This window comes from Aquimarina sediminis (genome assembly GCF_002895435.1).
GTDB classification, from domain to species: domain Bacteria; phylum Bacteroidota; class Bacteroidia; order Flavobacteriales; family Flavobacteriaceae; genus Aquimarina; species Aquimarina sediminis.
In genome coordinates this window covers 203,014-226,917 of record NZ_POYJ01000006.1, presented here as the reverse complement: position 1 = coordinate 226,917, position 23,904 = coordinate 203,014, and the positions used below count along the sequence as shown (strand labels likewise).

General features: G+C 32.7%; 19 protein-coding genes and 1 other RNA gene. 10 read left to right on the top strand and 10 right to left on the bottom strand.

The window, feature by feature from the left end:
- Positions 1 to 152 precede the first annotated feature (152 nt).
- The 3 genes from gwsG to C1X07_RS25050 all read right to left on the bottom strand — a co-directional run bounded on the left by gwsG (position 153) and on the right by C1X07_RS25050 (position 1,564).
- A complete protein-coding gene (gene gwsG, locus C1X07_RS14925; RefSeq protein WP_103070832.1) occupies positions 153 to 1,106 on the bottom strand; it encodes a grasp-with-spasm system ATP-grasp peptide maturase in 954 nt (317 codons plus the stop codon).
- A gap of 73 nt (positions 1,107 to 1,179) precedes the next feature.
- Positions 1,180 to 1,356 carry a hypothetical protein gene (locus C1X07_RS25055; RefSeq protein ID WP_164914173.1) on the bottom strand — a complete coding sequence of 59 codons (177 nt, stop codon included), beginning with the start codon at positions 1,354 to 1,356 and terminating at the stop codon, positions 1,180 to 1,182.
- A gap of 55 nt (positions 1,357 to 1,411) precedes the next feature.
- Positions 1,412 to 1,564: a hypothetical protein gene (locus tag C1X07_RS25050; RefSeq protein ID WP_164914172.1), complete on the bottom strand. Its 153-nt coding sequence runs from the start codon at positions 1,562 to 1,564 to the stop codon at positions 1,412 to 1,414.
- A 918-nt stretch (positions 1,565 to 2,482) separates the two neighbouring features.
- Between C1X07_RS25050 and C1X07_RS14920 the strand changes: the two genes are divergently transcribed.
- From C1X07_RS14920 to C1X07_RS14910, 3 genes are all read left to right on the top strand, one after another.
- The gene (locus C1X07_RS14920; RefSeq protein ID WP_103070831.1) at positions 2,483 to 4,210 is read left to right on the top strand and encodes a helix-turn-helix domain-containing protein; all 1,728 of its coding nucleotides are present in this window, start codon (positions 2,483 to 2,485) and stop codon (positions 4,208 to 4,210) included.
- 116 nt (positions 4,211 to 4,326) lie between these two features.
- Positions 4,327 to 4,497, top strand: a complete 171-nt coding sequence (locus C1X07_RS25045) for a hypothetical protein (RefSeq protein ID WP_164914171.1) — start codon at positions 4,327 to 4,329, stop codon at positions 4,495 to 4,497.
- A gap of 551 nt (positions 4,498 to 5,048) precedes the next feature.
- On the top strand, positions 5,049 to 5,612 hold the full coding sequence (locus C1X07_RS14910) for a hypothetical protein (protein WP_128755288.1): 564 nt from the start codon (positions 5,049 to 5,051) through the stop codon (positions 5,610 to 5,612).
- 143 nt (positions 5,613 to 5,755) lie between these two features.
- On the opposite strand, the gene ssrA is transcribed toward C1X07_RS14910, so the two are convergent.
- Positions 5,756 to 6,154, bottom strand: a transfer-messenger RNA (tmRNA) gene (gene ssrA / locus C1X07_RS14905).
- Positions 6,155 to 6,304: 150 nt separating this feature from the next.
- Between ssrA and C1X07_RS14900 the strand changes: the two genes are divergently transcribed.
- The 3 genes from C1X07_RS14900 (at position 6,305) to C1X07_RS14890 (ending at position 9,442) form a co-directional block, all read left to right on the top strand.
- On the top strand, positions 6,305 to 7,513 hold the full coding sequence (locus C1X07_RS14900; RefSeq protein WP_103070828.1) for an NAD(P)-dependent oxidoreductase: 1,209 nt from the start codon (positions 6,305 to 6,307) through the stop codon (positions 7,511 to 7,513).
- 25 nt (positions 7,514 to 7,538) lie between these two features.
- The gene (pyrF, locus tag C1X07_RS14895; RefSeq protein ID WP_103070827.1) at positions 7,539 to 8,360 is read left to right on the top strand and encodes an orotidine-5'-phosphate decarboxylase; all 822 of its coding nucleotides are present in this window, start codon (positions 7,539 to 7,541) and stop codon (positions 8,358 to 8,360) included.
- 296 nt (positions 8,361 to 8,656) lie between these two features.
- The gene (locus C1X07_RS14890; RefSeq protein WP_103070826.1) at positions 8,657 to 9,442 is read left to right on the top strand and encodes an ABC transporter substrate-binding protein; all 786 of its coding nucleotides are present in this window, start codon (positions 8,657 to 8,659) and stop codon (positions 9,440 to 9,442) included.
- Positions 9,443 to 9,468: 26 nt separating this feature from the next.
- On the opposite strand, the gene C1X07_RS14885 is transcribed toward C1X07_RS14890, so the two are convergent.
- From C1X07_RS14885 to C1X07_RS14870, 4 genes are all read right to left on the bottom strand, one after another.
- Positions 9,469 to 9,645, bottom strand: coding sequence for a Lacal_2735 family protein (locus tag C1X07_RS14885; protein WP_103070825.1), 177 nt, complete (start codon positions 9,643 to 9,645; stop codon positions 9,469 to 9,471).
- A 206-nt stretch (positions 9,646 to 9,851) separates the two neighbouring features.
- A complete protein-coding gene (locus tag C1X07_RS14880) occupies positions 9,852 to 11,213 on the bottom strand; it encodes a RagB/SusD family nutrient uptake outer membrane protein (RefSeq protein ID WP_164914170.1) in 1,362 nt (453 codons plus the stop codon).
- A gap of 53 nt (positions 11,214 to 11,266) precedes the next feature.
- Positions 11,267 to 14,281, bottom strand: a complete 3,015-nt coding sequence (locus tag C1X07_RS14875; RefSeq protein ID WP_103070823.1) for a SusC/RagA family TonB-linked outer membrane protein — start codon at positions 14,279 to 14,281, stop codon at positions 11,267 to 11,269.
- A gap of 271 nt (positions 14,282 to 14,552) precedes the next feature.
- On the bottom strand, positions 14,553 to 15,266 hold the full coding sequence (locus C1X07_RS14870) for a DUF4197 domain-containing protein (protein ID WP_103070822.1): 714 nt from the start codon (positions 15,264 to 15,266) through the stop codon (positions 14,553 to 14,555).
- Between the two features lie 130 nt (positions 15,267 to 15,396).
- On the opposite strand from C1X07_RS14870, the gene C1X07_RS14865 reads away from it, so the two are divergent.
- The gene (locus tag C1X07_RS14865) at positions 15,397 to 16,353 is read left to right on the top strand and encodes an MBL fold metallo-hydrolase (RefSeq protein WP_103070821.1); all 957 of its coding nucleotides are present in this window, start codon (positions 15,397 to 15,399) and stop codon (positions 16,351 to 16,353) included.
- On the opposite strand, the gene purU is transcribed toward C1X07_RS14865, so the two are convergent.
- Positions 16,348 to 17,202, bottom strand: coding sequence for a formyltetrahydrofolate deformylase (gene purU / locus C1X07_RS14860; RefSeq protein WP_103070820.1), 855 nt, complete (start codon positions 17,200 to 17,202; stop codon positions 16,348 to 16,350). The genes C1X07_RS14865 and purU overlap by 6 nt on opposite strands.
- 282 nt (positions 17,203 to 17,484) lie before the next feature.
- Here purU and C1X07_RS14855 point away from each other — a divergent pair, with 282 nt between their 5' ends.
- The gene (locus tag C1X07_RS14855) at positions 17,485 to 20,916 is read left to right on the top strand and encodes a methylmalonyl-CoA mutase family protein (protein ID WP_103070819.1); all 3,432 of its coding nucleotides are present in this window, start codon (positions 17,485 to 17,487) and stop codon (positions 20,914 to 20,916) included.
- Between the two features lie 151 nt (positions 20,917 to 21,067).
- On the opposite strand, the gene C1X07_RS14850 is transcribed toward C1X07_RS14855, so the two are convergent.
- Positions 21,068 to 21,592 carry a hypothetical protein gene (locus C1X07_RS14850; protein WP_103070818.1) on the bottom strand — a complete coding sequence of 175 codons (525 nt, stop codon included), beginning with the start codon at positions 21,590 to 21,592 and terminating at the stop codon, positions 21,068 to 21,070.
- A 451-nt stretch (positions 21,593 to 22,043) separates the two neighbouring features.
- Between C1X07_RS14850 and C1X07_RS14845 the strand changes: the two genes are divergently transcribed.
- Positions 22,044 to 22,892, top strand: a complete 849-nt coding sequence (locus C1X07_RS14845) for a hypothetical protein (protein WP_103070817.1) — start codon at positions 22,044 to 22,046, stop codon at positions 22,890 to 22,892.
- Positions 22,893 to 22,923: 31 nt separating this feature from the next.
- The gene (locus C1X07_RS14840) at positions 22,924 to 23,655 is read left to right on the top strand and encodes a hypothetical protein (protein WP_103070816.1); all 732 of its coding nucleotides are present in this window, start codon (positions 22,924 to 22,926) and stop codon (positions 23,653 to 23,655) included.
- The last annotated feature ends 249 nt before the right edge of the window (positions 23,656 to 23,904 follow it).

Below are 23,904 nucleotides of genomic sequence, written 5' to 3'. Positions count from 1 at the left end.
GTACATGCACCGCATTTTTTGAGTTTGGTAATAGGTAGATGGTGCATAGCTTACTTTGTTATTACCGATTAATGTATCTTTTAGTTCTACATAGAATATAGATAATGGGTATATGTCTACCTCTTCTAAATTATTTTTTTCAATAAACTCCATTATAATTGTTTTAAACTGTTAGCTACTTCTTTATGGATTGCATAATTACAAGGGTAGGATGTCATCCCGAATTGTCCAGCGGGATTAACTTCTAAAAACACATACTCACCATTAACGGATTTTATGAAATCAACAGAGCCTGTGTTTAAACTAATATCATCCATAAAATTGATTACCTTTTCTTCAATATCTTGCGGTAGTTTATAAGGAACAAATCGTATAGGTTTTTCTGGATCAAAAACTCTAAAATCGATTTCAGTTCTTTTATCATTTTGTGAGAAAATAGCCATAGAGTATAGCTTTTTGCCTATGACAAAAGTTCTGATTTCGTACTCTTTCTCTATTTTTTCCTGAATATATGAAGGTGAAAATTTTTGACTTACCTTATCGACATCATCAATCCCAATAGTCATAAAGGGATAATTTTTTTCGTTAAGCATTACTTGTTTTCCTTCTCCTATTGTTTTTGTGATTAAACCATTTGAATTAGAATCAAGTTGTTTTAATACATTTTTATCTGTAGTAACTACAGATTTGGGTATTTGTAGCCCATGATCTTTTGCTTTTTTGAGCACCATTGGTTTACTGGGAAGTACTCCCTTTCTGTAAAGCCATTTTTTGTCTGATAGAAGTTCAAATATAAGTTTTCTGGTTGCACTAAACTCTGAGTACAAGTATTTGTAAAAGTCACTATTTCTAGTGAACTTTTTCTCATAACTCGTTAGAAATCCAAATTTTCTAAACCAAACTTTTTTGATATCCCTAAAGAATATTTTTGTAGCGTGGTTTTTTATATAAGATTGATCTAGATTTTCAGGGTTGTAGTAAAACTCAACTATTCCCATCATTAAATCTTCATCATTTAGTCTAAAGAATGGTTCGTTATAAAAATTGAGCCACTCTATTACTTTTTCTGTATCTAAATCTGTTGATGTACTTAATATTAAAATCATATATTATTGAAAATAGAAAATCCTAAAAAATACGAAGAACCAGGTTCGTCATATTTTTCAGGATTAAATTTAATTATGCATGAGTAAATGCGTTGTCATCACCTTCCCACTCAGAATCATCTCCATCATCCTTAGAACAACCACAACTAGTTAGAGTAATTGTATTTTGAGAAGAAGTACCTGCCATTCTTCCACCAAAAACAGTGTCAATCTCTACTTTTGCGAATTCAAAATCTTTTAAAGTTTTCATTTGTTATAATTATTAAAAATTTGCCTACTCTATTAGCTTTTCGGCTTCCGCTTTGCTATTGACTGTCATTATCGTTAGTGCCTTGCTCTACAATAATTTGCTCTCCATTTGGTCCTATAATGATACCTATTGTTCTGTCTCCTTGCTTTCCTCCATGTATGGTGTTAATCTTAATCTTTTCGAATTCGAAATCTTTTAGATTTTTCATGTTTTTAAATGTATTAGTGGTTTACCTACTTGATAAATTCTGTAAGTATTGTTTTAATGATATATGTTAAATTCAGTTCTTTGATCTATGCTAACCGATAAGCCATTTATGATATGCTTCTCTCAAGGATAAAGTATATCAATTTCTGTTTTTTTTTGAATGTATCTGCTTTCGAAAATATTTCTACTGAGTAACCAAAAGCCATATCTGGTTTAGGTCTACTGCAATAAAGATCAAATGTGGTATGAGGAATTATTAGTAGGACACAAACATAGATCAAAACCAATGTGTAAAACAAATGGGTGCAGTCCGTTTTCAGGAAAAAAGACCCTGAATTCATGGAATTAAGAGACATATATAAAACACATGAGAGCCTAAATTACTAAACAATAAATTCAAACCATAAATGATATAATTATTCAACTATTATGTCGCCAAAATTGAAATTATTTAATGCTAGTACCAAACGATTGATATCGCCGTTTCGAAATGAAGAGTCGTAATTTTAAAATAGGAGGTAGTAAACAGAAACGTCTTTTTTTTAGGATTAGAATTTTAAACTATTGATAAACAGGTAGTTTTGAGAAATAAGCCAGAGGACTGTTATGACTGTTTTGTGTCTATAAGTATTGTTTGTCCTCTATATGTTTTAGGTTTCAGAAGAGCGTTTGTTTTGTTTGAGTAGAGAGTGATCAGCAAGAATACTGGTTGTAGTATGTGATGCAATATATTGTTTAGTGATCAATACTATATCAAAAGAGTAGGACCTCGTTGTACATATAGATTTTGACCATTATATATCTTTATGTTAAATTTGGAAAATTGAGGTGCCCGATGATGGTAATCATTTTTGTTATATACCCAATATAGATAAGCCTAAGACAGAGTATAATTTACAGACCGGAAAATAAACACATTATGAGTTTACGCAATTTTGCTATATATCTATTATTGTTTTGTAGTCTAATTACTAATAATAATGAGATCTATGGTCAAGCAGAAATTGACTCATTAATGTCTAAAGACTATATCTACTTAAAAAAAGGATTTAGAGCGAATGTAAAAGATTCATTAATAGCAAGCTATTATGTTAGCGCTTACATCAAAAAAGCAAAAGAGGAAAAAGATACTATACAGTTAATTAATGGTTACTATAGAAAATTGATGCTCGATCAAAAGTATTTTACACGTTTTGATTTGTATGATACCATCTTGCATTTGAGTAAAAATCTGAGAAACCAAAATTTTCCTACACTTGCATATTATGATAAAGGGAACTACTATTATAAACGCCGTAATTTTAAAGAGGCTTTAAAACAATACCTTTTAGCTATTAATCATAATAATGGTAAAAATGCAGCAACTCTGGAGTTTTTAATAAACCATAATATTGGATTGCTAAAAACAAGAATTGATAATGATCATGATGCCCTGGGAGTATTTAAAAAATCTTGGGCATATGTTAATAATGATAACTATAGAAATGCTAGTCCTGCAAAGTATCTAAATGTCCTTTTTTCTATTTCTAATTCATATCGAAAAAATAAAATACTGGATACTGCTTCATTTTTTAATGATTTAGGAATTAAGGAGTCAAAGCTGTTAGAGGATGAGAAAATGTATTATCATTTTGTCTTAAATAAGGGTATCATATATTTAGAAAACGGAGAGTTAAATAAAGCAAGAGATAGCATACTAAAGGGGTTGAGATTTATAACTAAAATGGATGATACCCCAAATAAAGCAGTTGCTTATTTTTATCTGGGGAAAGTACAAATGGCATTGGGTGATGCAGAAAAAGCAATTCAATCTTTTAAAGAAGTGGATAGTGTATATCTGGAGAGTGGAGATATTTTACCCGAAACAAGCGAAACGTATACCTATTTGATCAACTATCATAAAGAAAAGGATGATTTTAAAAATCAGCTAGTGTATTTGAATCGTTTGATAGCTGTTGATAGTATATTAGATAGTAATTTTAGATTTCTTAAAAATGAGATTAGTAGTAAGTATGATTTGCCACAAATAGAAAATGAGAGACAGAAAATTATTGATAAAATAAATAGTAGGAAAAACAACTTTCAATTGTTTCTTTATGTTACTCTAGGGATATTAATTCTGGTGCTTATCTATGGGGTGAATCAAAGGTATAAGCTTCTTTTATATAAGAAACAGTTTTCTCAATTGATGAAAAATAAGGAACACGAATTGAGTACTAGCCATATAACAGAAACCACTCAAAAAAATAAAAAAGAGGGAGTAAAAGCTTCTTTGACAATTGATGCCCAAATTGTCAATAGAGTAAGGCAAGAACTGGAAATTTTTGAGCAAAATCAATCATTTCTTGATAAGGAAATGAGCTTATCTAAGATGGCATCACAACTCAACACCAATACCAATTATTTAGCAAAAATAATTAAGTTTTATAGAGGTAGTAATTATACTGGTTACATAAAAGAATTGCGAGTTATTTATGCTTTTGAAAAGTTGAAAGAAAATAGATTGTTTAGAAATTACACGATCAAAGCTATTGCCGAAGAAAGCGGTTTTAAATCATCAGAATCATTTTCTAAAGCCTTTTTTCTTAAATATGAAATCTACCCTTCGTTTTTTGTAAAGCAGCTTAAGAAAAATGAGCAGAATTAGATGAAAAGTTTGAAATTAAGAGCTCTTCATTTCAGAATGAAGACTATAAAATGAAGCTTAGAGACCATTTATTTTGTTTTATGTGTACATTGTATTCTAATTAAAATCAAAAGCACATGAAAAAAACTAACAAACAAAACTCACTTACTTTAGAAAGATTTACCGTAGCTAAACTAAATAATACACAAAAAATCAATGGAGGAAATAATAATGGGGGACTCACAAATACAGATACAGAGGTGTTAAAATCCAGTCTTGATTGTTTGTTTGACCATCATCTGGTTTGAGTTGTAATTGAATTCTGGAACCTTTAGGTTCTAAAGAAAACACATCTGTATATGTAACTAGTTATGCTATTACAAAACAAAAAACCACTTGACAATGATGTGTTAAGTGGTTTTTTTGTGGAGTCGGGAGAGAAGCGAATTATTCAATGTTTATATTGTCTACAAGTTATATCAGTTTTTTTAAAAGTGAGATATTCAATTAATTACCTATATTTAAAATTTTGGTATGAGAAAGTTTTGGGTAACAAATCTCTTGATAGGGACGGTATTTTTTATACTGTTCTTTGTTATGATTTTTACAATTGTGATAAAAGTAGAGAATTTAGATGTTGATTATATATATATTCAATGCGTCTGTGCTTTACTATCAATTGCAGTATTACAGTTTGTGTTTTGTCTGGTAACCTCAATTGTGAAATTCAAAAAACAATCCTATATGACCATTTTTATATTAATATATTTATTAAGTATCATTTTTATAGAGTTAAGCATTGGCGCTGCTCTAATGGGTGGCTTTTTAGGTGATATGTAATTTTTTTAATACTAATCATTTGAAGTACATTAAATCCATAAAAAGAATAGTATTTGTGTCAATAGTTTTGATGCTTATTGGTTTTGTCTTTCGTGGTCCTGTTTATAGAAAAATCGTAGCATATAAGTCTCTGGCAGAAAGACCGAATTACAGTATTAAAAACACTAATCTTATAAATTATATTGAGGCAAATGTCCCCAAAAAGGATACGTTACAAATTGAAGAAATAATTAGAGTAAGCCTTAAGATAACATCCAGGAAATTAAGATTTACAGCCTCTAATAATTATAGTGATCCTAATAAATTGATTAGATCAAAAACAGCAAATTGCATAGGTTATGCTTCCTTTTTTTCTTCTGTGTGTAATTATCTTTTTAAAAAATATGATCAAAATAATTGGGTTGCAAAACCTAAGGTGGGATTAATTTATTTGTTTGGAGAAAATGTTCATTTGCATTTTGATAGTCCGTTTTTAAAAGATCATGATTTTGTAACTATCGAAAATACATTTACCAAGCAAAGTTTTGCAGTTGATCCATCTGTAAATGACTATCTATTTATCGATTTTATTGAAACTTTCTAGAACGAGTTACCTTAAACAGATATAACTGATAAAACCAAAGGGTAAAAAACCTCTTTTTTTTGGAAAGGTTCAGTAATGGCTGTGTAGAATCTAAATAAAAAAAACTGCAAAAATCTAATTGATAGATAATTGCAGTTTTTTTAATGTGGAGTCGGAGGGATTCGAACCCTCGTCCAAACAAGTAATACAATAGCTTTCTACACGCTTAGTTTTTGTTTAATTTTCGACGATATGAAAGACCAAAAACCGCCAACGTATCGCTTATTCTCAATTAGATTTCGAAATTATATCAAGACTCTATAATCTCTAGGTTTACTTTTACGATACCCCATTATCAATCGCCGCAAACCAAGGCTATTGAGAGGTATCCTGCTTGTCTACCTTGTAGACCGAGGCACTATCCTACTAGAATTCAGATTATGCAGCTAGGGCGTAGTTATTCTCGCCGTTTAAAAAAGTGAAATATGATATTTACGAGCTATATCCCAGCGCTCGACGTGCTTACCACTCTATTAGCCTCGCTGTCAAAACCAGTCGACCCCAAGTAGCAATTTCCGAAATTTGACTATTATTTTTCAATTAAAAACAGTATCTGTTTTCAATTTGATCAAAAATACTTTCGGGCAGCAAAGATAATCATAATTATCATATCTTTACCCTCGTTTTTTAATACAAAATTTATACCAATTCATATGACTAAGTTCGGTGTCATCACAGAGCGAAAAAACCCGCCAGATCGTCGTGTCGTTTTTTCGCCCAATGGCTTAAAATCAGTAACATCCAAATTTCCTCATGCTTCTTTTGTTGTAGAAAAATCTAATGTTAGAGTGTTTAATGATGCTGAATATGAAAAAGAAGGTTTTATAGTTTCTGATGATTTATCAGATAGGGATGTTCTTCTTGGAGTAAAAGAAGTTCCTATTTCTGACCTAATAGCTGGTAAAAAGTATTTTTTCTTTTCGCACACTATAAAAAAGCAACCCTATAACAGAGATTTACTTAAAGCCATTCTTGAAAAAAATATAGAACTATATGATCATGAGGTAATTGTTGGTAAAAATGGTTTTAGACTAATTGGTTTTGGGAAATATGCAGGAATTGTTGGCGCATATAATGGATTTAGAGCTTGGGGGATCAAGTTTGATACTTTTGAATTACCTAAAGCAGAAACGCTTAATGATCAAAAGTCATTAGAAGAAGCTTTGTCAAAAATAGAATTGCCCAATATAAAAATTGTACTCACCGGAAATGGTAAAGTAGGAGGGGGAGCCAAAGAAATATTAGATGCCATGAAGATCAGGGAGGTTGCTGTAGATGAATATTTGTCTGCTACCTTTGATGAACCTGTATACGTACAGATTGATGTGTTGGATTATAATAAACGCAAGGACGGTAGAGTAATAGATAAGAACGATTTTTATGCCAATCCGCAAGAGTATGAAGGAGATTTTATGCGATTTGCTAAAGTAAGTGATATGTATATTGCTGGTCATTTCTTTGGAGATGGAGCTCCTTTTATTTTTACTAGAGATGATGCAAAATCTCAGGATTTTAAAATTAAATTGGTGGCAGATGTTTCCTGTGATATCGATGGTCCTGTGGCAAGTACAATTCGATCTTCGACTATTGCAGATCCAGTATATGGATATGATCCACAAACTGAAACAGAAGTAGATTTTAAGAATCCCAACGCAATAGGAGTAATGGCAGTGGATAACTTGCCTTGCGAATTACCTAAAGACGCAAGTGAAGGATTTGGAGAAATGTTTTTGGAATATGTAATTCCTGCATTTTTTGATAATGATAAGGATGGTATTCTTGAAAGAGCAAGAATGACGAGCCAAGGTAAATTGACAGATAGGTATAGCTATTTGCAGGATTATGTAGACGGAAAAGAATAATTTTTAATAAATCGATCAATACAATATGACAACTCAGGAACTAGTAACACAAATAACTAAAAAACAATCGTTTTTATGTATTGGTTTGGATGTGGATTTAGATAAGATTCCGAAACATTTAGTAGACCTGGAAGATCCAATTTTTGAGTTTAATAAAGCAATTATCGATGCGACACATCATTTGGCTGTAGGGTATAAACCCAATACTGCATTTTATGAGGCATATGGGATTAAAGGGTGGAAGTCTCTTGAGAAAACCATCAAATACCTAAATAATAATTATCCAGAAGTTTTTACCATAGCAGATGCCAAACGTGGAGATATAGGTAATACAAGTACTATGTATGCCAAAGCATTTTTTGAAGATTTAGAATTTGACTCGGTTACTATTGCTCCTTATATGGGTAAGGATTCTGTAGAGCCATTTTTAGCATTCAAAAATAAGCATACAATACTTCTTGCACTAACTTCTAATCAGGGTGCTTTTGATTTTCAGACCAAAGAAATAGATAGGAAAGAACTGTACAAACATGTATTAGAGACTTCTAAAACATATCAGAATTCTGAAAATTTAATGTATGTAGTAGGAGCCACCAAAGCAGAGTATTTATCTGATATAAGAACAATAGTACCAGATAGCTTCTTATTGGTTCCTGGGGTGGGAGCTCAGGGTGGTAATTTACAAGATGTATGTAGATATGGACTAAATGACCAAGTGGGACTACTGATTAATTCTTCAAGAGGAATTATATATGCTTCAGATGGAGTTGATTTTGCAAAGGCTGCTGCTAATAAAGCTTTAGAATTACAAAATCAAATGGCTAAAATATTGATAGAAAGAAAATAAAAAAAGGAACAAGAATAGTATACTATTCTTGTTCCTCCAAAAGGATAGAATTAACGTCTATTGGCGTTAAAAACTTGTCTTGCATATCCATAAAGTCCGTATGCAATAAAAATAATAAAAAATGCTATTATGCCATAAATGGCAAAGTCTAGTAATGTTGAATTCATAGCCCCAAGATTTAATTAAAAATTTCTCTAATATAAGAAATTATCACCTAAATTCCTAGCTTTAATATCTTAATTTTTAAGTGTTTACAAAGATTTAGGATAGTTTTTAGAACCATAACTATTTTGCCTATGATGTATACCGACCAGATGCATAGAAAAATATCACTTTCATTGCCAGTAAGACGTGTTATTTCTTTGGTGCCTTCGCAGACCGAACTGTTGGTTTCATTAGGTTTGTCCAACTGTATTGTAGGGGTAACTAAGTTTTGCGTACATCCGGAAAATATAAGAAGCCAAAAAGTTATTGTTGGGGGGACAAAGAAAGTTAATTATGAAAAGATCAAAAAAATAAACCCCGATATTATTCTTTGTAACAAAGAAGAGAATACCAAAGAGATAGTAGAGCAGTTGCAAAACGATTATCCTGTTCATGTTTCTGATGTTTCTACGATATCCGAGGCATTAGAAATGATTAGACAATATGGAGAGATTTTTGACAAAAGAGATGAAGCAGGCGCTCTTATATCTAAAATCCTATTTGAAAAAAAGTCATTCGATGATTTTGTTCGTAATATGCCTCAAAAAAGAGTAGCATATTTTATTTGGAAAGACCCCTGGATGGTGGCAGGAAAGGGCACATTTGTCGATTATATGCTAAAAGAAAATGGTTTTATAAATGTTTTTGGTGATAAAAAACGTTACCCTGAGATTTCTAAAGAAGAACTAAAAACGATTAGAGGTTTGGATATTGTTATGCTCTCATCAGAACCATATCCTTTTTCGGAAAAACATATTGATGAAGCAAAAAGAGAGATTACTAATACAAATGTTATTCTGGTTGATGGAGAATATTTTTCCTGGTATGGTTCTCGTTTGGTGGGTGCTTTTAGATATTTTAGAACATTACATTCCTGATGTTTATTTGTAGGCAACACCTTCTATCAGGTTGATTGCCCTTCTATTCTTTTTATCTGAATCAATATTTCATTAGCTTCCTTATGAAGTTGATCACTTTTGCTTTTATCTTTAAGTGCTAATTTATACGCACTCTTCATTAATTTACAGTAATTATACTGTAATTTCTCTAATTCAGTCTTATGCTTTAACCAGCCAAACATTTTTATTCTCTTATCATTTATAATGCAAAGTTAAGGGATAATATCAGGTGGGTTTCTTAAGGATGAGTTAAGCTTATTGTAATAGGATATTAAAAAAATGACAGGTATTGTGCTGTAAACTAGATCTAAAGCATGGTCGTTTGTGAACTAAAAAAGGGTAGCATTTTATGCTACCCTTTTTTAGTGTAATCTATGTTATGATAAGTTTAGTACCCATCATTTTGCTTAAGATTAGGGTTTACATTAATTTCTCTCTGAGGAATTGGAAGTACTAATCTGTTATCATCAAAAGGTATTGATCCTATTGATATTTCTAATCTTTTAAAATCATGTAGTTTATGCCCTTCAAATGATAATTCTCGTAACCTTTCTAAAATAAGATCATTTGGCGTTACCTCTGTTAGCGTACCAGCATTAGATCGTTGACGAATTGCATTGAGGTCATCCAAAGGAGCTGAGCCTATTGAAGTTCCTAGCCTATAATTACTTTCTGCTCTAATCAATACTATTTCTGATAGTCTTAAAAATGGAATATTAGCAATACCCGATATCCATTTATAGGTAGCAATACCAGATCCCGTTTCTCGATCTATGTAAAAGAAATTGCCTCTTGCATCATTAAAATCATCAAAAATTTGAAAAAATGGATTTTCGATTGATATATCTGGATTTCCTGGTCTTCCGCCAAACCTACTTGTAGCCCAAAAGGTTGTCATACTATTATTGCCATCAGAATTGGTTACTTGCCAGGCAAAAATATCTTCTGTAGAGTTATCTTCATTATTGTAGACATCATCGATAGTTTGTGCTAATGAAAACATTCCTGATTGTATGACTTCATTAGAAAGATCTCTGGCTTCTTCATAATTACCTATTTGTAGTTGTATTCTTGCCAGCAAAGCTTTGGCAGCTGTAGAAGATGCAAACACACCATTTGTCTGAGGTAATAGAATAATAGCATCTTCTAGGTCAGTGATGATAAAATCATAAACCTCCTGGATTGTATTTCTAGATGGAAATGAAATGTCTTCAAATTGAGTAAAAGAGGTTTTAACGATAGGAATACCTAGTTCTTCTCTATTTACGCCATCATTATTGTGTTTGGCAAAGAAGCGAACTAAATCAAAGTAGATGACAGCTCTTAAAAACTTGGCTTCTCCCTCTACAGTGTTTCTTTGATAAAGATTATCAAAAATATCTAGATTATCAAGTACAATGTTGGCTTGGTTACTGATTTTATATCCATTCAACCAAAAATCCTCAACAAATACATTAGTAGTACTTATTGTCTTATTGTAAAATTCATCGGGATCAGTAAATGTTCCATTCCATTTAAGTTCTTGGTCATTAGCTAATAATTCAGAGATAATATTTATCTGCCCTCCATAATTTGAAGCTTGGCTTGCTTGAGCATATGTTCCTATAAGGATATTAGATATCTTCTCAGGAGTATCAAGAGCACCTTCACTGGTAAGGGATTGATAGGGGTCTGTATCTAGTTTGTTTTCACAACTGACCATAATAAGAGAAAGGAATAGTATGATCGAAATATATGTTTGTGTTTTCATGTTTTTTACTTTGATATTATGAAATGAATTCATTAAAAAATGCAAATCAGGTTTTAGAATTCAATATTTACACCTAAGGTATACGACTTCATTGGTGGGGCAGAATAAAAAGAGACTCCGGTTCTAAGACCTGAGTTTCCATTAAAATCTGCTGTAGATTCAGGGTCATATCCTTCATAATCCGTAAAGGTTAAAAGATTAAATCCACTAAAGTAAAATCTTACTTTTTCTAGATAAAACCTTTTAGAATATCCTGGGTTTATGGTGTATCCAAGAGTGATGTTTCTCAATCTTATAAAATCAGCTTCTTCTAAATAACGAGTAGAATCTTGCTGCCCATTTACTTGATTAAGTCTAGCTTGCGGAACATCGGTGATATCTCCAGGGTTCTGCCATCTATCTAGTTGATCTACGGTTTGGTTTTCAAAAAACTTAGCATTACCAGAAAAGAATTTTCCTGCCTGATTAAATATTGAAGCTCCAAACTCACCTTGGAACGTAAACTGAAAATCAAAGTTTTTGGCTGTTATGGTATTAGTAAGACCAACTTGATAATCTGGAAAAGGGTTTCCTGCCACAATTTTATTAGCATTGGCAGTATTATTCGTCACAGTCTTGTCTAATGATTTGTCTTCATTTACCGTATTGGTATAGAATAAGGCATCTCCATTGGTTGGATCTACACCTGCATATTCATATAGATAAAACGAAGAGATAGGAGCTCCTTTTCTTATGATATTAATATCATCAATAATATCTCCACTAGGTAAATCAGTAACTTCGTTTTTATTTTTAGAAAAAAGTACAGATGTATTCCATCTGAAAGATGGTTTTGAGAAAAATCGAGCATTTAAACTTACTTCATATCCTGTATTTACTATTTCTCCAACATTTCTAATTACCGAAGTAAATCCAGAGGTACCTGGTAGTGGTTGATTAAAAAGAAGGTCATCAGTAGTCTTGTTGTAGTAATCAAAGTTACCCGTGATGAAGTGATTAAATAAAGAAAAGTCAGCACCAATATCATACTGAGTAGTTCTTTCCCAGTGCAATTCTCTATCTCCTAATTGCACAGGTGATACCCCAAGTCTTTGGTTGTAGGTTGTTACTCCATAAAGATCTTTACTAGCAAAATCTCCAATTTCGGCATTACCAGTAATACCCCAGCTTCCTCTAAGTTTTAGTCTAGAAAGTAAAAAGCTACTATTTATAAAATTCTCATTTGTTACGATCCAGGCAGCAGATGCAGCAGGGAACCAACCAAACTGAGCGTCTTCACCAAATCTAGAAGATCCATCACGACGAATACTTAGATTTATCAAATACTTATCGGCTATATTAAATCGAGATCGAGCAAAATAGGATAAGAAGTTATACTTAGTTTTGTTAGAACCTCCATTTGTTACTAGAATAGCATTATCTATGGTTTGTAAATCATCAGAAGGAAACCCTTGTCCTGTTGTAAATTGACTTTTACGGTTTGTCTCTTCAAAACTTCCCCCAACCGTAGTCGAAAAGTCTACTACATTGCCAAAATTTTTCTTGTAGGTTAAATAATTAGTTAAAATGTACCTTTCTGATATAGCAGTACTTGCGATACCAAGCCCTCCAACAGAACCAAACTCTGTTAAGCTACCAGAAAATTGCTCCGCATTTTGGTTATTAGCATCATAACCTATTTCGGACTTCCATCTTAGTGCGTCATTTAGGTAAAAATCACCATAGATATTGGCTGTTGTTCTCCAAATATCAGTAACGTATCTTCCTGTTTGTTCCTGTCCTAAAAAGTTCTGAAATAAGGTGGAGTTACCATCGACATTTGCAGTACCATCCTCTAATAAAGCTGGAGTTAATGGTGATTGACTTATGGCTTGGAGAGGAGAGTTAAAAGCATTGTCGTTTGATAATCGATCTATAGTTACTTTTGATAAATTTATGTTTACGCCTACTTTTGATTTTTCGGTAACATTAGTATCTATTTTTCCTCTAAGCGTATATCTGTCTAATTCATTACCTAATATGATTCCTCCTGTTTTATTGTAGGAGGTAGAAAGGTAATATTGAGTGTTATCACTACCACCCGATGCCGATAGGTTGATGTTTTGAGATATACCATCTACAAGGGCAAGATCTTGCCAGTCGGTATTTATATTGCCATTTCTCCAGTCTCTTCCAAGTGATAGTTGATCAAATCTAGATTCGATTTCGTTTAATGGGATACCACTATTTAGAGCAGCTTCGGTATATAACTCTACATATTGATTTGCATCAAGAAACTTTCTACGGTTGGTTGCAAAATTCCACCCGGTAGAGGTGTTGAGCATTACCTTTGGTTTTCCTTTGTTACCTTTTTTGGTGGTAATAATGATAACTCCATTAGTTCCCCTTGCTCCATATATTGCAGCAGATGAAGCATCTTTAAGGAAATCTATAGATTCTATATCGTTGGGATTTAATCCAATAATAGGATTTATAGGAGAGTTGTTAATAGATTCATCATCATTAATTAAGGGTACTCCGTCTAGAACGTATAGCGGTTCTTGAGAAGCACCTATTGTCGATACACCTCTGATTCTAACCTTAATTCCGGATTCTACTCTACCAGAGATCTGGGTTACTTGTATTCCTGTAACTTTACTAGTGATCAACGATTGAACACTAGGTGTATTAATATCTTCTATATCATTAGCTCTTATGTTGGCAATACTGGAAGTGACTTCTTTTTTAGAAGCAGATCCATATCCTATAATAACTACTTGATCCAGACTCTCCATATCATCCTTGAGAGTGATATTTATGGTATCTGATTCTCCGACTAGAATTTCTGTGGCAGTAAAACCGATATACGAAAAGGTTAGTATATCACCAGAGTTAGCTTGGATTGAGTATTTTCCATCAAAATCTGTTTGTACACCATTACTTGTGTTTTTTACAAGAATGTTTGTTCCGGGAAGAGGTACCCCTCCTGGGTCTAGAACCTGCCCGGTTATCGTTCTTTCTTGCGCTGTCATAAATCCTGCGCACATAAAAATAGCTACAGCTATACTAAGTTTAATAAAATTGTTCATTAAAGGGACTTTTGATTTGGGGCGCAAAACTATAGTATTCTAGTACTAGAAAATATTCTTACACCTCTTTATAGCCCTTTTTGTAACTGTTTGTTTTGAGGATGGTTAAAATGTTACAGGCAAACTGTTGCAGTATTTATAAACAAAAGTATTTTTAAATGAGACTTTGATAAGAAAATAAGGAAAGAGTATGTTTAATCGGTAAAAATTAATCAAATCGATGAAATGCTTATTTTTACCGATTAAAAGCATTATTTGTTATGGTTTTGCCTTAATCTTGTAAAGCAAAAACCCTTCTTAATAAGTCTGTTGTTCTAGAGTTTAGTTTGGTTCTAATATCTTTTTCTTCTACTGCAATCATAGTATATACGCCTTTAAGAGCTTCACCCGTTACATAATCTGTAAGATCAGGGTTTACGTTCTTGGTAAGCGGAATTGCGTTGTACTTTGTAATAATGCTAGACCATATTTTATCTGCACCTACCTTAGAAAAAGATTTACTAATTACCGGATTAAATTTTTGATATAATTGACTATTTGTTTTACCTCTAAGGTATCTGGTAGCGGCATCATCATTACCCAAAAGTATTTGTTTGGCGTCATTAAAAGTAATTTGTTTAACAGCATTTACAAAAATAGGAGTTGCTTCTTTTACAGCATCTTCTGCAGCACGGTTAAGTACTTTTAACCCTTCATCAGCCAGTTTTCCTAGACCAATATCTCTTAAGGTTTTGTCCACCTTTTGCAATTCTTGTGGTAAAAGGATTTTAACCAGTTCGTTTCTATAAAAACCATCTTTTTGGGTGAGTTTTGTTACCTCTTTATCTATACCATTATCTAAGGCTTCTCTAAGTCCATTAGCGATATCTATGTTACTTATGCCAAAACCACCGGTGGTCGTTTGAGGAAGGTTATTAACTACTTGTTGAAGCTCTGCGCAGCCAGATAATAAAAATACGGAAAGAATAACAAAAATTTGTTTCATGATTTCTTATTAGATTTGAGATTATAATTTAGAACAAATATGAAATAAGCCACTATTAATAAAGTCTAGATTAACAAATGGGTATTGGCAAATTTCATCTGATCTTTTAAAAACAATAAATATTAAACAGATGAAAACAAATGTAATTTTTTTAATACTATCTATTTTAATTATTTCCTGTAAAAATGAAAAAGTATCGATAAAAAGCGAATCTATTCTTCAAAATGAGTTTGATCAATATATTACAGTATTAGGAATTGCACAGGATGGTGGTTTTCCTCATATCAATAATACAGATGAGTATACAAAAGTTGAAGAAGGTAAGTTTAAAAAAGAAATGGTAACATCATTGGGTTTAATAGATAAAGAAAATAATAAAAAATTCATATTCGAGGCTACGCCAGATATGCCAGATCAATTGGCGTTTCTAGATCATAAGCATTTACAGAATAATATCATTATTGATGGTGTATTTTTAACCCATGCGCATATTGGGCATTATACGGGTTTAATGTACTTTGGAAGAGAGGCAATGGGGGCAAAAGAAATACCAGTGTATGCAATGCCCAGAATGCAATCTTTTTTGGAAAAAAATGGACCATGGTCTCAATTGGTTTCTTTGCGCAATATTGATATTAGGACTATGCAGGTAGATTCTGTAATGACAATAACTAGCGCTTTACATGTTGAACCATTTTTGGTTCCTCATCGAGATGAGTATTCAGAAACCGTAGGATATAGAATTACCGGGAGGAATAAAAAGGCATTGTTTATTCCTGATATCAATAAATGGTCTCTATGGGAAAAAAACATTGTTGATGAGGTTAAAAAGGTAGATTATGCTTTTATTGATGCTACTTTTTTTAAAGAAGGAGAAATACCTAGACCAATGGCAGAAGTCCCTCATCCTTTTATAGAAGAAACCATCGATTTGTTTAAAAACGAATCTGAGTTGGTGAAGTCTAAAGTAATTTTTATACATTTCAATCATTCTAATCCAGTACTTCAGAAGCATTACAAAGGAAGAACTGATCTAGAACAAGAAGGATATCGGTTTGCTACTACGGGAGATGTATTTTCATTATGAAAATATCACAGTTTTATTGCTATACACTAATACTTTTCTTTCAATATGGTGTTTGATAGCACGTGATAGTACTATTTTTTCAAGATCACGCCCTTTTAGTATAAAATCCTGTACATTATGAATATGAGAAACCCTCACAACTTCTTGCTCGATGATAGGACCTTCATCGAGATCTGAAGTAACATAATGACTCGTTGCTCCAATAATCTTAACACCTCTCTCATATGCAGAGTGATAAGGTTTTGCTCCCGGAAAGGCAGGTAAAAAGGAGTGATGAATATTTATAATTTTGTGTTGAAATTGATTTACAAAATTGGGAGAAAGAATCTGCATATACCTTGCCAAAACAATAAAGTCAACTTTTAGCCTTTTTAGTAATGCTATTTGCTCAGCTTCGGCTTGTTGTTTTGTGGTTTTGGTAACAGGAATATACTCGAATGGGATATTAAAGGCATCGGCTATAGGTCTAAGATCTTCATGATTACTTATGATAATAGGGATTTTTACTTTTAACTCCCCAGAGGCGTGTCTTCCCAAAATATCATACAGACAATGATCATACTTAGAAACAAAAAGAGCCATTTTTGGCTTCTTTTCGGCATTATACATTTCCCAATGCATATTGTGATTTTGTGCTATGTATTCGTTGAACGATTCTTTAAACAAAGCGAGCTTTTCTTCATCCTGATCAAATTCACACTCCAACCTCATAAAAAACTCTTTTAGTTCATGATCAACATGTTGTTCGATGTATGTGGTGTTCCCCTTTTTTGCTAATATGAAATTGGTAACGGTTGCAATAATTCCTTTTTTGTCGGGGCAATTAATTAGTAATGTTGTTTTTTTCATTTTAGCATGTGTTTATGAACATAACAAACATACTATTAATGTAAATTATTTGAAAAATAATTTACATTAATATAAGGTAAACACTCTTGTTTTAGCTGATTAGGAATCTAATGTGCCGATCAATGCATAATTTTTAAAAATACCTGCATAATTAGTGCTAAATTTGAACTATAAATAAAGAAAACATCCGAAGTGTTGAAAAAATTAGATAATTCTAAAAAAATAATCGTTTTTGATGCATATTTCGTAAATTAGCAGCGTTAAAATCACTTTTTATTGTCAATGGAACAAATTGCACCCTATACACCCAAGAATAAAGTAAGAATAGTTACAGCAGCTTCACTATTTGATGGTCATGATGCGGCAATCAATATAATGAGACGTATTATACAGTCTACAGGAGTAGAAGTTATACATCTGGGGCACGACCGAAGTGTCGAAGAGGTTGTGAATTGTGCTATACAAGAAGATGCCAATGCGATTGCAATGACCTCTTATCAAGGAGGACATAATGAATATTTTAAGTATATGTATGATTTGCTTAAAGAAAAAGGAGCAACGCATATTAAAATATTTGGAGGAGGAGGAGGAGTGATCCTTCCGGAAGAGATACAGGATTTAATGGATTATGGGATTACTAGAATCTATTCTCCTGATGATGGACGCGAACTAGGTTTACAAGGAATGATAAATGATTTGGTAGAAAGATCAGATTTTCCTGTAGGAGACACCTTAAATGGAGAAGCAAATAAACTGGCAAAAAAAGAAATTGGAGCTATAGCAAGAGTTATTTCTGCAGCAGAGAATTTTCCGGAAGTAGCGAAAAATGCGTTGGACCAAATTCATGAAAAAAATAAAACTTCAAAAACTCCTGTACTGGGAATAACAGGAACAGGAGGTGCCGGAAAATCATCTTTGGTAGACGAATTGGTTCGTCGATTTTTAATTGATTTTCCTCAAAAAACAATAGGACTTATCTCTGTAGATCCTTCTAAACGTAAAACCGGAGGTGCTTTATTAGGAGATAGAATCAGAATGAATTCTATTAACTCCCCTCGAGTATATATGCGCTCTCTGGCAACGCGTCAGTCTAATTTGGCATTGTCAAAATATGTTGCAGAAGCGATTGAAGTACTTAAGGCGGCAGAATTTGATTTAATCATACTCGAAACCTCAGGAATTGGTCAATCTGATACCGAAATTCTCGAACATAGTGATACCTCTCTATATGTGATGACCCCAGAATTTGGAGCAGCAACACAGTTAGAAAAAATTGATATGTTAGACTTTGCAGATCTGGTAGCAATCAATAAGTTTGATAAACGAGGATCACTGGATGCATTACGCGACGTAAAAAAACAATATATGCGTAATCATCAATTGTGGGATACTCCTCAAGACCAATTGCCTGTATATGGTACTATCGCATCCCAGTTTAATGACCCGGGGATGAATACGCTCTACAAGGCAATCATGGATAAAATTGTAGAAAAAACAGGAGCTACTCTAAAATCTGATTTTCATATTTCTAAAGAAATGTCTGAAAAGATATTTGTAATACCACCAAGTAGAACCAGATACTTGTCAGAAATTTCAGAAAACAATAGAGCATATGACAAAACAGCTACCACTCAGGCAGAAGTAGCTCAAAAACTATATGGGATCTATAAAACAATTTGTAGTGTAGCAGATACAAATCTGGACTTGTCAAAGAGTGGTATTGATGATGAAAGTTTTAAAAATGCACAATCAGGAGAAAATACAGCTTTCTTAAAACTACTTTTGGCAGAATTTGATAGAGTAAAACTTAACCTAGATCCTTATAACTGGGAAGTCATTACTAGCTGGCAAGAAAAAGTTCAGAAATATAAAGATCCTATTTACTCGTTTAAAGTACGAGATAAAGAAATAAAAATAGAAACACATACAAAATCCTTATCACACTCTGATATACCAAAGGTTGCTTTACCAAAATATCAGGCATGGGGAGATATCTTGAGATGGTGTTTACAAGAAAATGTTCCGGGAGAGTTTCCGTATGCATCGGGGCTGTATCCATTTAAACGTACCGGAGAAGATCCAACACGTATGTTTGCAGGAGAAGGTGGTCCTGAGCGTACTAACCGTCGTTTTCATTATGTAAGTTTAGGCATGCCAGCTAAGCGACTTTCTACCGCTTTTGACTCGGTAACACTGTATGGAAATGACCCTGATCATCGACCAGATATTTATGGTAAAATTGGTAATGCAGGGGTGTCTATTTGTTGTCTTGATGATGCAAAAAAATTATATTCAGGATTTGATTTAACACATGCAATGACTTCGGTAAGTATGACCATTAATGGTCCGGCTCCGATGTTGTTAGGGTTCTTTATGAATGCGGCAATAGATCAAAACTGTGAGAAATATATCAAAGAAAATAACCTTGAAGCCGAGGTCGAAGCCAAAATCAAAAAAATATACGAAGATAAAGGAGTAGAACGACCAAAATATCAAGGTGATCTTCCCGAAGGTAATGATGGATTAGGATTAATGCTTCTTGGTGTAACTGGGGATCAGGTATTGCCAGAAGAGGTGTATGCAGATATTAAAGTTAAAACCTTAAGTACAGTTCGTGGTACGGTGCAAGCAGATATCTTAAAAGAAGATCAGGCACAAAATACCTGTATTTTTTCTACCGAATTTGCACTTCGATTAATGGGAGATGTACAAGAATATTTTATTGATAAGCAGGTGCGTAACTTCTATTCGGTATCTATTTCTGGGTATCATATTGCAGAGGCAGGAGCAAATCCAATTACTCAATTGGCACTAACCTTGGCAAATGGCTTTACTTATGTAGAGTATTACCTAAGCCGAGGAATGGATATCAATAAATTTGGACCAAATCTTTCTTTCTTTTTCTCTAATGGTATCGATCCAGAATATGCTGTTATAGGTCGTGTAGCTCGTAAAATATGGGCAAAAGCACTGAAACATAAATATGGAGCTAATCCTAGAGCTCAGATGTTAAAGTATCATATACAAACTTCTGGTCGATCATTACACGCCCAAGAGATTGATTTTAATGATATCCGTACAACATTACAAGCATTGTATGCTATTTATGACAACTGTAATTCGTTGCATACTAATGCATATGATGAGGCTATTACTACACCAACAGAAGAATCTGTGCGTAGAGCCATGGCGATACAATTAATAATTAATAAAGAATTGGGTCTTGCTAAAAACGAGAACCCGATACAAGGATCTTTTATCATAGAAGAATTGACTGATCTGGTTGAAGATGCTGTACTAACAGAGTTTGATAGAATAACAGAGCGTGGTGGAGTATTGGGAGCTATGGAGACCATGTACCAACGTAGCAAAATACAAGAAGAGAGTTTGTATTATGAGACACTAAAGCATACAGGAGAGTTTCCTATTATTGGTGTAAACACTTTCTTAAGCTCTAAAGGCTCGCCAACAGTAACACCAGGAGAAGTGATTCGTGCTACCGAAGAAGAAAAGCAATATCAAATTACGATGCTGAATGCGCTTCATAAAGGAAATGCTGATGATACTGAAGAGTTATTAAAAGATTTGCAAAAGAAAGCAATCAATAATCAAAATATATTTGAAGCCTTGATGGAAGTTTGTAAGAAATGCTCCTTAGGTCAAATTACAGCTTCGTTATTTGAAGTGGGGGGGCAGTATAGACGAAATATGTAGAAGATACTTCTAGAAAGGTAAAATATAGTGTTTAATTACGTATCCTTAGATATATTAAGGATTCATTAGATAGAAAAGACTCGCTGGTTATCTTAATCTGCGAGTTTTTTTAATTAGTAATTGTAATATAAATAGATACTATATATTAGCATTAATGCCCTTCGACTTCTTTGTTGAAAGTAAAGTCAATCCGATATTGTGATAAATTGTATAATAGATTTTCCAGATGATTTTTTGAAGCTAGATATGGGATCTCCTTAGCTTTGCGATAATACTCGATAGCTGCAAATAATCCTTCTTTTTCATAAATTTCTGTAGCTAAGTGCTCTTTGATAGAAAGCAGGTAATACCCTTTTGGGAATCGCTCATTAAAAACAGTAAAATAATCCTCGTACCCTTTGTGCTTTACGGTGTCTTTTACAATATTAAAATGAAGAATCCTGTAATTGGTATGCCAGTTTCTTGTATTGAAATCATCAATAATAGTTTTAGCATCTTCTTTGGTTTTTGTTACTCCAAATACAAGTACATTATTTCTGGTAAACCCTTCCCATTTGTACACTTCCTTATAATTAAGAATCACAAACGATTTCATAACCTTGGGAGAACTTGGGGGCTCTTGTGCTGTTAAATTAATGACATAAAAAACAGCTATTAATATGTATAGTTTTTTCATAATAGCCAATATAAAGAGGTTGATTTGCAGGCTTTTATTCGTTGTAAGCCAACTGAATATATAAATTTACATGAAATTTATTGTTTTTGCATAATTTAGTTTGAAAATCATGGTTTTTATCGGTAAAAGGTTTGTCTTATAAAGTTTTACCTCATATATAGACTTCTTGTTTAGAATGTTATTTCTGTCTTTTTATTATGATCTTTTTGATTTGCCCTTTTTTGTTCCAAGAAGTTGGAGCCAAGTGTTTTGTTATCTACTGCCTTGTGTTCTACAGTGAGGATTTTATTTTTTTTGAATTTCTTGGGTAACTTTTTAAAAGATATTCTCTCCTCCTAATAAATAAGCAATTGCTTGGGGTTGATCCCCCCTTTGATTACTATTCACAACAAATTAGTATCGCGGAAACCGAAAAGCGTATGAGTAGGTAAAAATTAAAACTATTCTTAAAATGAAAAATAAAATAACAGGAATTATGGTAGCTCTAGTATTTCTATTACTACTTTCTTGTTCAAAAGAGGAAGAAAAAATAGAAGGAGCTGAAATTCAAACAACTACGGTTGTAGAAAAGATTTCAGAATTAGATTTGGGTTATCAGAATTTGGAAGAAGGAAAAAAACACAATGAACTTTTGGATATTATATTGACAAATTGGTCAATTGATCAAAATGATGAAGCTAGTATCGTTAAGGAAATAAAAAGAATACTTAAAGAGCATACCGAAGAGTTTGCCATAGCAAATAATTTTGAATATGAAGAATTTATTAAGAATGTTGACTTTGATATAGAAAGCATGCGAGTTGTGGATAATATGTCTATAGACCATTTAAAAAAAATAGGATATAGTGCCAGATTAGCCCAAAAAACAGTACAATTTTATAATGAGTTTATTTCTTTAAACGGTACCGAAAATGTAGCTGAATTGCAAGAAGCTTTTCTAAGTCATTATCAAGAGAATGTTTCTGATTTATCAAAAGATGATCAGATATACTTTGGTATGATGATCGATATAGCTGTTCATTCAACTTATTTCTGGTATCCTAAAGAACGTGGGGGGATGAATAAACTGGCAGAATTTAGTGGAGATACTTCTCAAATTTATGCAAAAGCTAATATCTGGCCAGGTTGGGGAAGAGTTTTTTTAGCAGATTGTATAGGAGCCGTTACTGGGGGAGTTAGTTCTGTGATTAGTAGTGGAGGTGCTACTGCTATTCCTAACCCTGGTTTAGGAGGATTGCCAACAGCTAGTGCTGTAGCCATAATAACGGGTGCAGGTGCATCTGCAGGAAAAGCTATATAATTAATATTAAATAAATCAAAATAATGAAATTATGAAAAACACACTATATAGTATTGTGATTTTGGCAGTAATGATTAGTTTTTTTGCATGTTCAGAAGATCGGGATGATGTTATAGCAGACGGGAACAAAACCAAATCTGTAGAGAAACTAATGAAATCAGATTCATTTAATGAAAAAGGGATATTGCATAATGATAAGCTAAGGTTTTTGTTAGAGCATTTGCCAGCAAATACGAATGCAGAGAATATTAGGCAACATACCGAACAGGTGATTAAAGAGTATGAGTATCTGGAAGGTGGATATGGAGATATGTATATTTTTAGTGATTATCGTAATCCTTCTAATATGTTACAAGAATTGGCGGATAGAAATCTTATCAGTATTGTACTATATGACTTAGTACAAAAAGATTTTAAAGATTTGAGTAATTTCGATAATTATGGAACCATAGATAATTTTATTGCATCCCGTTTGGAATCTATGCCAGAGCTTAATATCACAGATAAAAATTGTTATATGGACTATTTATCAGTTTTGAAACATTCATTTATGTTTTGGAACCCAAAAGGAGAAAATGGAGCTTCTTATTTTACAGGGAGTCGACAGAAATATATAGATATATTTATGATAATAGACTCTCTTATAAATATAGCAAAAGCAGATTCAGTTACGAATTTGATACCCATAGGAGGAGTAGAAATCCCATATACACAATTTGATTATCACCAATCATCTTTTTTTCATTTTGAAAATAACTTTTAAATGGAGAAAATGAACTTGTATAGATAAGCTTTTGAAAATAGAAAAAGTCGTATTCATTTTGATACGACTTTTTCTTATATTATTGTCCTGTTCTGATAAAAGTAGATATTCCACTTTATCAAGTTTATTATTCTGTTTAAGTTATAGATCGATAACAAAACTAAAACACCTCAAAATGAAATCCTTACAGAAATCTGTAGTCTAGCCTTTTTTTCAGTGGATCACTAGTAGAAAATGTTATTATGTAAC